The sequence below is a fragment of the Zhenpiania hominis genome (genome assembly GCF_014333425.1).
Taxonomy (GTDB): Bacteria; Bacillota; Clostridia; order Peptostreptococcales; family Anaerovoracaceae; genus Hominibacterium; species Hominibacterium hominis.
The window spans coordinates 84,765-97,508 of the sequence record NZ_JACRYT010000005.1 but is presented as its reverse complement, the minus strand read 5'-3'; the positions used below and the strand labels follow the sequence as shown (position 1 = coordinate 97,508).

At 39.9% G+C, this 12,744-nt stretch carries 13 protein-coding genes; all 13 read right to left on the bottom strand.

The window, feature by feature from the left end:
* Positions 1-111 precede the first annotated feature (111 nt).
* The 13 genes from H9L42_RS06975 to H9L42_RS06915 all read right to left on the bottom strand — a co-directional run bounded on the left by H9L42_RS06975 (position 112) and on the right by H9L42_RS06915 (position 12,741).
* Positions 112-1,212: a glycosyltransferase gene (locus H9L42_RS06975; RefSeq protein ID WP_187302670.1), complete on the bottom strand. Its 1,101-nt coding sequence runs from the start codon at positions 1,210-1,212 to the stop codon at positions 112-114.
* Between the two features lie 19 nt (positions 1,213-1,231).
* Entirely contained in the window at positions 1,232-2,206 is a 975-nt protein-coding gene (gene galE, locus H9L42_RS06970; protein WP_187302669.1) for a UDP-glucose 4-epimerase GalE, read from the bottom strand.
* A 24-nt stretch (positions 2,207-2,230) separates the two neighbouring features.
* Entirely contained in the window at positions 2,231-2,950 is a 720-nt protein-coding gene (locus H9L42_RS06965) for a sugar transferase (RefSeq protein ID WP_243235691.1), read from the bottom strand.
* Positions 2,951-3,756: 806 nt separating this feature from the next.
* A complete protein-coding gene (locus H9L42_RS06960) occupies positions 3,757-4,365 on the bottom strand; it encodes a recombinase family protein (RefSeq protein ID WP_187302668.1) in 609 nt (202 codons plus the stop codon).
* Positions 4,366-4,867: 502 nt separating this feature from the next.
* Positions 4,868-5,815 (bottom strand): ArdC-like ssDNA-binding domain-containing protein, encoded by a 948-nt coding sequence (locus tag H9L42_RS06955; protein ID WP_187302667.1) that lies wholly within the window; start codon positions 5,813-5,815, stop codon positions 4,868-4,870.
* Positions 5,816-5,819: 4 nt separating this feature from the next.
* On the bottom strand, positions 5,820-6,524 hold the full coding sequence (locus H9L42_RS06950; RefSeq protein ID WP_187302666.1) for a hypothetical protein: 705 nt from the start codon (positions 6,522-6,524) through the stop codon (positions 5,820-5,822).
* Positions 6,496-6,768 (bottom strand): hypothetical protein, encoded by a 273-nt coding sequence (locus H9L42_RS06945; RefSeq protein WP_187302665.1) that lies wholly within the window; start codon positions 6,766-6,768, stop codon positions 6,496-6,498. The genes H9L42_RS06950 and H9L42_RS06945 overlap by 29 nt, the downstream gene beginning before the upstream one ends.
* A 59-nt stretch (positions 6,769-6,827) precedes the next feature.
* Positions 6,828-8,498 carry a peptidoglycan DD-metalloendopeptidase family protein gene (locus tag H9L42_RS17000; RefSeq protein ID WP_243235690.1) on the bottom strand — a complete coding sequence of 557 codons (1,671 nt, stop codon included), beginning with the start codon at positions 8,496-8,498 and terminating at the stop codon, positions 6,828-6,830.
* A 17-nt stretch (positions 8,499-8,515) separates the two neighbouring features.
* Complete coding sequence (locus H9L42_RS06935; RefSeq protein ID WP_346726294.1) at positions 8,516-10,837, bottom strand: VirB4-like conjugal transfer ATPase, CD1110 family; 2,322 nt, start codon at positions 10,835-10,837, stop codon at positions 8,516-8,518.
* Entirely contained in the window at positions 10,722-11,171 is a 450-nt protein-coding gene (locus tag H9L42_RS06930) for a PrgI family protein (RefSeq protein WP_187302664.1), read from the bottom strand. Before H9L42_RS06930 ends, H9L42_RS06935 begins: the two co-directional genes overlap by 116 nt.
* Positions 11,168-11,578 (bottom strand): DUF3846 domain-containing protein, encoded by a 411-nt coding sequence (locus H9L42_RS06925; RefSeq protein ID WP_187302663.1) that lies wholly within the window; start codon positions 11,576-11,578, stop codon positions 11,168-11,170. Before H9L42_RS06925 ends, H9L42_RS06930 begins: the two co-directional genes overlap by 4 nt.
* 27 nt (positions 11,579-11,605) lie before the next feature.
* The gene (locus H9L42_RS06920; RefSeq protein ID WP_187302662.1) at positions 11,606-12,442 is read right to left on the bottom strand and encodes a VirB6/TrbL-like conjugal transfer protein, CD1112 family; all 837 of its coding nucleotides are present in this window, start codon (positions 12,440-12,442) and stop codon (positions 11,606-11,608) included.
* Positions 12,443-12,456: 14 nt separating this feature from the next.
* Positions 12,457-12,741 (bottom strand): glutamyl-tRNA amidotransferase, encoded by a 285-nt coding sequence (locus H9L42_RS06915; RefSeq protein WP_187302661.1) that lies wholly within the window; start codon positions 12,739-12,741, stop codon positions 12,457-12,459.
* Between the last annotated feature and the right edge of the window lie 3 nt (positions 12,742-12,744).

Genomic DNA, 12,744 nt, shown 5'->3' with positions numbered 1-12,744 from the left:
TGTTCTTCACTGCATTCCTTTGTCACTCGTTCCATTTCAACTCAGATTATTTAAGTGAAACTGCATTAACAATTAAAGGTTTTTGTTTACTATAAGACGTTCTTTCCTTTTTCATTGACTAACCGTTTTTCGTAATCTTTCTATTTCTTCTTTGTATATTTTCTCATATTTTTCAGCCATAACTGTTTGGTTCAGTTCGTTCAAAACGTAATCATGTGCAGCTTCCAACATATTGTTATCTATTCCATTCTCCTTTAACTGCGAAATTATATCTACATATTCTTCAAATGTTCCGCATATATACCCTGTTTTCCTATCTTTTATAGCATCTACATTACCCGATATACTACTTACGATGCAGCATCTTTTTAAATACATCGCCTCAATTAACGCAAGGGGAAAACCCTCATAATATGATGTCAGTATGAATACAGACGATTCTAATAATTTGTCGAGGGCCTTTTCCTTTGTCATCCACCCTGTCACTTCTATATTCTCACTAGTCAGCCTTTCCCGAAGTTCTCCTCCGCCAATCCATACGAATTCCACATCAGGGAAAGCTTGAGCTATACGATTAAACATATCTGGGTTTTTTTGTGATACAATTCGCCCTAATGTACATACTCTTATCTTTTTTGATTCACTTTTCACATTTAGGTTGAATCTATCTAATTCCTTTGTATCTATACCATTATTTATACATGTTGACTTTTTCGATACCCTTTGCGCTAAAATATATTCTCCCCTGCAAGCTGCCACTGACATACTAGTTCTATATCCACATATTTTTTCAAATATATAGTACATTTTTCTTTTTAGCTCACTGCAATCGTGCATTAAAAAACTATATCCTTGAGGTGAGTAAAAAATTGCCACTTTCTTTCCGTTTAACGCCAGCCTTCCAATTACTCCAGCTTTCGATGAATATAGATGAACCACATCCGGTTGTATGTTATTAAAAGTCCGCTTCACCTCACTGATTGCTTTTATATCTTCAGATAAATCTATTTCACGTATAAGATGTCTAGCTGGAATCAAGATGACATCTTTCTTAAAAAAATCTTCAGGCACTTTAGGGGATTCTTTTCTTATATTAAAAAGTATATAATGTTGAAAGCTTTTATTTGTATTATTTACGATGCCTTGTATGACACTTATCATGCCCCCAGCAAATGCTTCTACAATGTGTAATACTTTAATTTTTTCACTCATACAAACGCAATCACCTTTCTCAATACGCTTTATTCTCATGCCACTGCCATGCAGACTTAATTATCGTCTCTATATCTGAATATTTCGGTTTCCAATTAAATGTAGCCTTTGCTTTCGCACTACTAGCAACAAGTACTGCAGGGTCTCCTACGCGTTTATCTGCATATATGACTTTGAAGTTCTTCCCGGTCACTTTTCTTGTTGTCTCTATCAATTCAAAAATTGATATACCTACTTCATTCCCCAAATTGAAGCAATCGCTTTTCCTTCCTTGCTCAAGGTATTTCAATGCTGCTAAATGTGCCCTGGCGAGATCTACAACATGGATATAATCTCTGATACAGCTTCCATCTGGTGTTTGGTAATCCGTGCCAAATATCTTAAATTCATCTTTTTTCCCTGAAGCTGCATCAAGCAACAATGGTATCACATGTGTCTCAGGGTCATGGCTTTCACCTACCTCTCCTCCGAAGTCTGCTCCAGCAGCGTTAAAATATCGTAATACTACATATTCAAGATCATACGCTCGATGATAGTCATCCAGTATCCTTTCTATCATATACTTACTTGTACCGTATGGGTTGATAGGCATCTGCTTCATGTTTTCAGTGATAGGCATATTTACAGGCTTACCATATGTAGCGCAAGTCGATGAAAAGATAATTTTTTTACAACCATGCTTACGCATAGTTTTTAAAAGATTAAGTGTGTTAGATACATTATTTATATAGTATTTTTCGGGCTCTTTTACTGACTCCCCTACATAAGCGTACGCAGCAAAATGTAATACCGCATCAATCTTATAGTCCTGGAATAGTTCTTCAATTTCATCTGAATTTTTCAAGTCTCCTTTTCTGAAAATTCCCCACTTTACTGCTTCTTCATGTCCATATATGAGATTATCAAATATGATGGTCTCATACCCATTGTCTGCAAGTAATTTGTTTGTATGAGAGCCTATATATCCTGCCCCACCACAGATTAATATCGCCATGTTCAAACTGCTTTCTTTCTATTGCTACCGTGCACCTTTCATTCCTATCACCGCTGGTATCGCACTTATTATTATTTTCAAATCCGTCAATATGCTTGCTTCATTGATATATCGAATGTCCATCTTCATCCACTCGGAAAAAGAAATATCGTTTCTGCCGCTTATCTGCCAGTAGCATATGAGCCCTTGCTTTACCAACAACCTTTTCTTTTGTGCTGCCGTAAGTTGCTCCGTTTCATATGTAGGCAACGGTCTCGGCCCAACAATACTCATATTTCCTATTAATATATTTATCAGTTGAGGCAACTCATCGATACTTTTTCTGCGGATAAATTTACCTACCCTTGTCACTCTTGGATCATTTGTTATCTTAAAAGCTGGACCGTCAAGTTCATTTTGATCTTCCAATTCAAACCGAAGCTCTGGTGCATTTTGATACATACTGCGGAATTTCCACATAATAAACGGTTTACCATTGATCCCGCTTCTCTCCTGTTTAAATAGAATTGGACCTGGATCATCTATATATATCGCAATTGCTGTAATAAGAAAAATGGGTGACAGTATCACAAGTCCAATCAAACTCAGCATTATGTCAAGTATACGCTTTAATAAGCGATAGAAAATACTTCTATTCAGAATGATTTGGGGTGCATCTGTTTTTTCGGTAGTTTCTAACATCATACTTTTGAACCCAGTTGACACTACAACGGTATCATTTATCATATTTTCTGTGTTATCCATATATATTCCACCTCAATACCATTCTCTTTTATGCTTATTCCTTTAAAATTTCTTCCACTAACCATACATCTCTTTAATTTTTAAACTTTAAAATACACCCTATTAAAAGTCGCCTTTTCAAAACTTTGATTTTATAGTCATATAACATGTCTATATGAGACCCTGTGTTGCAAAACGCTGTTGCAACCTCTTGTAAGGACAACGGTTTCCCTAAATATGTATCCAGCTTCCCACAGGCAACTAAGACGCCTCCTACTGTTGCTAAACCACATTCTTGGATCACTGCATTGGCACATCTAGTTACCTTAAATGGTTGAATTGGATGCCCATTCCAATACGCACCACTGCCCTGCATCCCATAATAGAGGACATTCTTCTGTTGGAAATAAACACTGGCTGGCTCCCCATACAAGACAATGGACGTACAATCCTCTGATTGTTCTGAGATTCCAACAATCCAACAAGTATCTTTCCGAATCCTCTGTTAGTTGACCCCTTCTGAAAAGATTGGGATTCCACATTTCTCTAAAGCAAGAAAGGATCGTTTCCCTTCGTTTATCTTTGGCGCTTTCCGCGAGGGTTACTTTTTTGCCAATTCGAGTTCTTTGTTCCACACCGTCCTATCCTCCACAATACGTAAAAAAGTGTAGGTTTTGGTGGGGTAAAAAGCGACCGTGTAATTGAAAGATTTTTTAAGAAAAAGAACGAAATTTACTGGATCTTTTAGAATAAGTGTGTTATATTAAATACGTTTTATGGAATTGAACATTTTACAAAAACCTACACATTCTTGTAAAAATCATAATTTACAAGAATTTTGTTTTTCTGTAAAGTTCTGCCCGATATCGAAATGTCGAAATCGGCATCCCACAGGCTTTTGCTGCTTCGGTACAAGTTATATCGCCTTTTTTCCACTGTTGATATATTTGGTGGAAATTCTCTGGAAGTGCTTTCGGCGGTCTGCCGAATCGCACGCCTCTGGCTTTTGCTGCCGCAATTCCCTCTGCCTGCCTCTGGCGAATATTATGGCGTTCATTTTCCGCTACAAACGAAAGTATCTGCAAGACAATATCACTGAGGAACGTTCCCATCAAATCTTTTCCTCTCCGTGTGTCCAAAAGCGACATATCCAGCACAACAATATCTATGCCTTTTTCTTTTGTCAGAATCCGCCATTGTTCCAAAATCTCTGAGTAGTTACGACCAAGACGATCAATGCTTTTAATATAAAGCAAATCGTCTTTTTTTAGCCGTCGAAGCATCTTTTTATATTGAGGTCTTGCAAAATCTTTTCCGGATTGTTTGTCCATAAAAATATTTGTCTTCGGAATCGAAAGCTGCTCCATTGCTATAAGCTGTCTGTCTTCATTTTGCTCTCTGGTGCTGACACGAATATAACCATAAATTGTTCCCATGATTCTCCTCCTCATTCTTATTTCGTTGATTCTATGGTTAAGCTATGACATATTGATATCTTCTCTTTTCTACAAATTCTTTCAAACTATCTTTTAGCTATAAGCCCTATAACTTTCAGATACTTTTTTCCTATGTAGGAATATATAGGGAAGAACAAATTCATTCTCTGCTATAAAAGTAATCGTTTTTTAGTATGTTATCGTTGTTGCCAGCATTGGAAAGTAGGCCTACTTTCCGTATCTGGTTAGGAGGCCCTAAGACCCCTATCACATCCCTCCACCCAAATGCTCCCCCTCCTATATTTTTTATAGTTTTATCTTCCTGCTCCTGAGTAATGTTCTTCTTGCAAATAGTTTGAGTGATTCGCTTGTCCGCTTATAAAACATATTGCGATTCTCTTAAAAAAAAAGAAAAAAAGGCAGCAGGATCCGTTGCCCTTGCTGCCCAACCAATAAGATTATCTCTGTTTGTATCAAATTCGCATACGTTTGCGAATTTTAATTATCGTTCAACTTCATTTTGTCGTTTTCGTACTTTCTTTTTTTGTTCAGGAGCTTTCTCAGTATCTTGCTCTTTCTCCTGACCTTTCATATATTCTTCATAGTTACAGATCATTTCATGTGCATTTTTTTGAATTCGATCCAGGGACTGATATAAGGTTTTCGTATCTTTTTCTTTGCTCCAGGAAGCAATATATGGAAAGGCTACCTCAGAAGTATCTAATCCCAAGTATTCACAAACAACATAAGCCGTTGCTTCTGCTTCTACTTCTCTTGTTTGTCGATCAATCGTTTCTCTCCCTGCAATTCCATGAAGTCTTTCATGTGCAATTTCATGAATCAGAACGGAAATGCTCTGGAGTTCACTCATATCCCGATCAATGACGATTCTTTTTTCCTCCAAATCACAAAGTCCCATCGCATTTCCTTCTATTTTTTGAAACTCTATCTTAAAATTGGATAGTGATTTAACGCTCTCTAAAATCTGTCCATAGTTCTCAACAGTTCCTTCCAATCTGTCTGGAAGAGTTGGAAGCGGCTCGCCTTCTGTTTGCGAAATATCAAAGACGTATTTAATAGAAAATGCTGGTTTTATGGTTTTTTTCAACGTATAAACCAGCTTTCCATCCGCATCTAAAACAGGCCTCCCTTCTTCATTCAGTTTCGGAACTTCATCATAACGAGTCTGGGGTGTATATGCAACGATTGCAATCCCTTTTTCCCCTTTTTTTACGATTCGTTTTAGCTCCTTTTTCCATTTTTGATATCCTGCTACGTATGAGGCATCCGGTTTTTGACTTATAATTAACTGTACATTCCTTGCCGAATAATCATGGAATTTGGCCATTATTTTCAAATAGCTCTGGAAGGATTCACTCTCAAATACGCCTTGAACCCCTTCTTCAGCTTTCTGCAAAAGTTCTTTGATTTTTTTCTCACGTTCCTGCATACCCTCACCTACTTTTCACATATGTAACCATCTTATTACCAACCTGGTTGATCGTTAAGTGCGTCTGTCCCTCTTTCGTCTCAATCGAAAATTTTTTCTCAACTTCCTTTCCCATTTCAGAGAGCATAAGGGTACTTCCATCTTTAATCTGATAAGTCATCTGAATGGTCTCTGTATTCCTTTTGTTTTTTTCAAATGCAATCAATACCCCACCTTCTTGAAACTCCATTGATAATTGCGTTTTTCCTTTTTTGCAGCTCCATACCCCCAGCAGCATAACTTCTGCTTGCCGGATCTCCTGTTCCAAACGTTCGTTTTCTTCTTCCTGCTTCTTTGCTTCTTTTTCTTTCCTGCTTTCTTCTGCCTGATTCTGATTGGGAAAGAACCGGATTGTTTCCAAAATTTCCTCACCGTCCTGAAGGTTGAAAGAAAATTGTTTTTCTCCTTCTTCTCCGTCTTCTATCTTAAGAATTTGTTCCCCGAACAGATCATCTCCAGCAAGAATCAAACAGGTGTCATCTGTCTGATAGATTCCGGTTTCACCTGCATAGTGATAGCGATGATCCTCTTGCAACAGCAAAACCTCGTCACATCCGATTCGATCAGAATACCAAATTCCTTCTAACGGATCTTCTTTACATGCACTGCAGGTGAATCCAATGATAAGTATCATCATCGAACTACATAAGATCTTCAAATTCTTGGACATGAATTATTTCCTCCGTTCCTCTGTCTTCATTCTCTTTTAAATTTTTCAAGAATAAAATGACATCATCGTGCCCCATTCGATATTCTTTCATAATTGCTTCAATATCTGTCAATTCCAGAATGCGAAGATCTTCTTCCGCTTCTGAAAGCTGACTCTGCAAAGCTTCCAGACGTTCTTGCTCCTGTGCTTCCTTTTGTTTCAGACGCGCAATTTTTGTACGCTGTTTCTCAATTTTAGCTTGCATATTGTGCCTCCTTTCCCATTCCTCTCCGATTTTCCATTACCGTTTGAAATTCACAACGATCATTTCATCAAATAAACACGATGCTTCTGCCTCCCAAAGGAGAGTGCCTCTTGATGACTTCCAATAAATAAATCAATTCGTTTCCCTTTAATTGCTCCTCCAGTATCCTCTGCTCGGACCGTTCCAATCCCTTCGATATACAATTTACTTCCAAGCGGAATTTCATTCGGATCCACTGCAACGGTTTTGTAAGATTCTGCTTTTGTCCCCGTTGCAGTAATACCATCACCATCTCCCGTACATTTCCTGCAGGCGCAGTATGCGGTCAATTCAAAAATACCTAAATCTTTCTTTTTTCCAGATGGAATTCCCTCTGTAGCATTCGGTAATCCATCCTTTGTTTCTGCAAGAAAAATTCGCGGATAGAAAAGCTGTCCAGAATTACTGTACTGATACTCCCCAGCATATAATTCAATGTGTAAATGTGGCCCAGTTGTATTTCCGGTAGTTCCGACTGTCCCAATTACCGTTCCTGCTTTTACATGCTGCCCGGTTCGAACCCGTATCGTTGCCATATGTGCATACAAACTGCGGATATCTGCCGTTTTCTGCGCACTTCGAATCTCTACATGATTGCCCAGACTTCCTCCATGGTTACTAATTCCGGTTACTTCACCTTCCATAACGGAAGCAATCGGTGTCCCTGCAGGCATTGCAATATCCAGTCCCCGATGTACGGTTACTGTTCCAAAATTGGGACGTATCCTCCATCCCCATTTAGAAGAAATGTTCCCATTCCAAACCGTTCCTGGAAAGGGTGAACCGAAGACTTTATATCCGTGATAGATTCCTGTTTCTTTCAGATGTTCATATGCCTGCAGAAGTCCGTCTTCTCTACAACGCATCCTTATGTATGCTTCCGCATTTCCTCCGCTTTGATAGATTTCTGTATAAATTCTCTCGACTTCTTTCTTGCGAAATTGATAACGCTCTCCATACTTTGCAATAAAGTATCCGAGAATCGCATCTCCATCCAGCTGCATTCCCCCTCCCGAAAGTCTGCCATGATCGGCATCTAATGCTCCTAGATACAGGTAAGCTGCTGTCAACGGATCTTGTGTTCCTGACAGCATTTCCGTTTCGCCAGTAATTGGTTGCTGCTCTACACACATAGCAAGTATCAGAACGGAGAACAAAAGAAATCCAAGAAGACTCAGAAGCAGAATCAATGATGTTTTCCGTACTTTTTGCATTGCGATCTGCAGGTTGCGATTCGGGCTCTGGCGTACGGAAAGCAGCGACAAGTCGAAAAAAGAAGTTCTCCTGGCTCTGTAATTCGATAAGGTCTTTTGAATATAATATCTTCGTTTATACTCCGTTCGTCTTTTCTTTTTCTGGGTAACATCCATTTGTACTGGGATATCTTGAAAATTTTCAGCAGTTTGCATTCCCGCCGCCTGTCTGAATTCTGCGGAAGATTTCTGTTTTTTCCTCTGTATGATGCGTACAAGCTCCGCACTTTGCTTCATCGAGGAAAAAGCCTGTTTCCCTCGTTCCTGATAAGTCTTGACTTCTTCAACTTCTTGCTGTTCCTCTCGTTTTCCTGCCGCTTCCGCGAAATTATCCCGCAGCTTCTTTTCTTCTTTTCGAAAGTTACGAACTGCAAAGGACCGACGAAATCTCTTCTTTCCCGATTCCAAAAACTGCTTGTTTTTTTCCTGTACCTTCATCGTGATGTCCCGCTTTCCTATAATGCCTCTTCTAATTTCGTCGTCATAAGTTGATATAGTTTGGTTTTTTTGGGGAACTCATCCTTAAACGGTACAAGATCTTTTTGAATCTTTAATAGTCCGCATCCTGCTGGGACGTTTGAAATATATCGGAGCTGCTCATTGGATAACGCTAAAAGTTCTGCAAGCGCCTCCTGATCGGAAGGTGCCTGATTTAATAAAACCAGAAATTCTGAGTTTGCTAACATGGTCTTTGCCGTTTGATTCTCAAGCACCTCGGTTACATTTTGAGTAATACCTTCGCAAAATCCTCCATATTTTCGGATTCGCTTCCATAGTTTGTAAAAGAATTGCGTAGTATATTCGTACATTAACATCAAATAGATTTCATCTATAATAATCCAAGTTGCCTTTTTTGCCTGCCGATTCTGACTGATCCGATGGAGAATATTATCTAGCACCACCGTCATTCCAATGGACTGAAGATTTGCCGATAATTCTAAAATGTCATAGCAAAGCAGTCGATTATGGACATCCACATTCGTCTGCTTGGAAAAAATATCAAAGGAACCTTCTGTAAAAAGTTCCAGCAGCAATGCCAGATCTTGTGCAAATGACTCTTTCTGTTTGCAAAGCACATTACGGAAATCTTTTAAAGTTGGTGGCTTCCCGCAGAATCCATTCTCCTGATAGCTTTGATAGGTTTCAATGACGCAGCGATCAATCAGCGATTTATATTTCCCATCCAGGCTTGTCCCATTTACCTGTTCGCAAAGAGACATCAGAAAGTCCGATTTTAGAGTAACCGGGTTTGCGCCCTCTCCGTAAGCATCATTCATATCCAAGGCATTGATATAGGTGCTCCCTGTTGGAGAAAGGACAGCAACTTCTCCGCCAAAGGCTTTCACAAGAGAATGATACTCGCGCTCTGGATCAATAATTAAAATATCATCATTTGTCGTCAACATAAGACTAACGATCTCTTCTTTGACATGAAAAGATTTTCCGGCTCCGGATACACCAAGAATAAAGGAATTTCCATTCTGCAATTTTCTCCGGTCAATCAGAATGAGGTTCTTCGAAATTCGATTCTGCCCATAATAAATTCCGGTGTTATGGGTAATTTCTTTTGTCGAAAATGGAACCATCCCCGCAGCGCTGGTTGTAATCATGCTTCGCATCTTCCCTCCTTTTCGATTGAGTAGTCTGTTGGGTCCAAATGGCAGTGCAGTAATCAGCCCTTCAACCTGTTCAAAGGTTAGCGTTACAAGCTTACACATATTCTGCTGCGCAATGCTTTTCAGTTTTGCAGTATCCTGATCAAGCTGTTCGATGGAATCTGCAAAATGAAAAACGGTCAGAAGAACCAGAAGCATTCTCTGATCCCGAGCCGCCAAATCTTTATGAAATTCAATCGCTTCTTCCCGCTCCTGCTCCATTTTATATGGAACCACTGCAGAAAAATTTCCTGCTTCATTCTGCCTCCGTTGCCAGGCTGCGAGATTCGTCTCTACGCCTAAATTAATTTTCTCCACCAGCTTTAAAGCTTCCATCGTATCTACAGGGATATAATCAATAGAAAGGGTCAACTGTTCCGGCAATTTGCAGATTTCTGCCAAGATCTCATCGTTTAGATAGGTTGGATAATGCGTTGGGGGAAGATATAATCCCCTGGCATAACGGTTTCCTAATTTTAGATAGGTCGGTTCTTTTTCCACATAATCCGGTGCTAATAGATCGCAAATTCCATGTTTCATGTTTAACGCGTTCATAACATTATCCGGGAGCATTTCCTCCTCATGAAAGAACGGATATAACATCCCAATCCGATCTATTGTACGAAGTGGCACAAAATCACTTCCCATTCTCCGAAAGGTCTCTCCCATCCCGGATTCAACACGCTGAAACAGTGCCTCACCTTCCTGTTGACTACAGGATACGGTAAGGTATTTATGGAGGGTTCTTCCTTGCTGTGTTTGAATTTTTCTTTGCAGCATATCATTATATTCCTGTTGATACGAATAAAGCGCCTCGGACAGTGATTCATTTTGTAAAAACTCAAATGGCTGACGTTCTTTTACCAAAGTCAGTTTATACGTTGCACCCGGTTCAAATAGATTCAGAGCCCCTGACCAGGACTCCAGCATTTTCTCCTTCCCCTGTTCGGAAAGAATGGTGTAGTTTAAGTCCTCAAATCGAAATGTTTTGGATACGGTTCCGTCTTCACAGAAAAAGATGCCATCTTTTTCTCTCAGGACTGGAATCAGATCCTGTGCTGTCCTTCTTTTTTTTCGACTTCTTTGTCTTTTTTCCAATTTTGTAAGTGTTTTGATTCCCACGTTTTTGTACCTCCTGTTCTAATTCGTAAAAAACATTTCGGCTTTTATACAGCATAATCCGCGGGGAGCAAGCTTCTTTCAACAAAAGCATGGCTATCTGTTCTGCCGAAAGTTCATGCCAATGGAAGAAGCCTAAAAAACCAAACGGAGCAGCTGCAAGAATACAAAGCCAACTGACAATTTCTACATGAAAATACGGAATTGCCGCAAAATAGGTTGTGATAGAGGCAACCACGGCTGCGGCTGAAAAAAAGGTTTCTCTCAAGTTCATTCCAAAGAAAATTTGTTCCGAGTAGTTCCGGATTTCCTTATTGATCCTTGTCTCAAGTTTCATCGTTCCTGGCTTGGTCCTTTCTTATGATGTTCTTTATGATTGAACTTTTCCTCCATTCGTTTTATTTTTATCGGCACAATCCCTCCCAGGGGTGATTCCAAAAAGATCTCTGGATAGTGGAATCGTTTTAGATAGGTTTGAACCTGCTCCTTACTGAGGGACTTTAAATCTTCTTCTCCTAAACCACAGACAAAAAAAGTCCCTGCAATAATGGTTTCTGCATTTACGGCCCGATTCAATGGAAGGCCGTCTAGCAAACCGGTTTCATTACAGACGATACACGCACGATCGGAAAAAGGATAGGCAATTTCGATATGCCCTCCAACAATATCCTGCATCGCTTCCAAAGTATCCGGCAGTTCTGCTTCATAGGGATCCTTCTCCGGCTCAACAATTACAACTTTCATTGATTTCCTCCTTTCAATCGAAACCAGTTATCCGGTTCCCATCATTTCTTTAGCAATTCGATCTGCGCCCTTTACCGATGCAACCAGCACCAATGCATAAAGGACAAAATATACGACATACTCCAATACCGTCAGTACCGCACCCCAGCTATCATCCAGATCATAGGTCGTGACAGGCACCGTTTCTGCGATTCGCGCATAAATAATGCATCCAATCGTGATAATGGAACCTTCCAGGCACACTGCCGCATAGGATTTCAGAAATCCAATTCCAATGGATTGTGTTGGCTCTCCACCCAATGTAGAGAGCAGGATGGGAGACAAGCCTGTATACATGTATAGTTTAAAGAAACGCGCATATACCGTAATCAATATCGTCAACGCAACAATTAGGATCACAATCCAACTTAAAAGCCCCACAATTCCCATAATCGCTTTATCCACCACTTCAAACAGACCCGGTGCTTCCAGTGCTTCATTCACGATCTCTGGCAGTTTGGCATGCGTAAAGCCAGTTCCATACTGATTGATTTCCTGAAGAACCGCTTGCAGAATTTCAAACACTTTTAGCATAAATGCAGCTCCATAAGTAATCAGTCCTTTGGCAATAATAAACCGCACGAAAACCTTTACTACGACTTCCGGTCGTTTCATATCGGAAAAGGCACTGGCACTTTTCAGAATTCCTATCAGAGTAAACAACACCAGAAGCGCAAACGATCCGGCCTGCAGGCCTTCATTAATTTGGCACATCAAAGTCCAGATTTTTCCGCCCAAAAAACTATCCATTCCCTGACTTAAAAGTTCCCATGTTTTCTCCATAAAAGAATTGAACAGCTTGAGCGCATGTTCCAAAATACTCATCGTTCACTTCCTCATCAGGAGATCTCTGCAAGGATCTCCGGTGCGAAAAAAATCACAAGGCCTCCTGCAATTGCCAAAAGCCCTGTGCTGCGTTGCGCTGCATCATGGGACTTTACCGAAATTCCAAACTGAAGAATTCCCAAAATGATACAAATTCCGCCGACACCCTTTACCACTCCTGTAATCAGGGTATTCAGGCTGTTAATCGAAGCCTGAATACTTCCTGCTGCAAAACAAACAGCAGTTGTAGATACAAAAAAAAGCATGCTCGCACATGCTATCCATATTGCTCGTTTCATAAA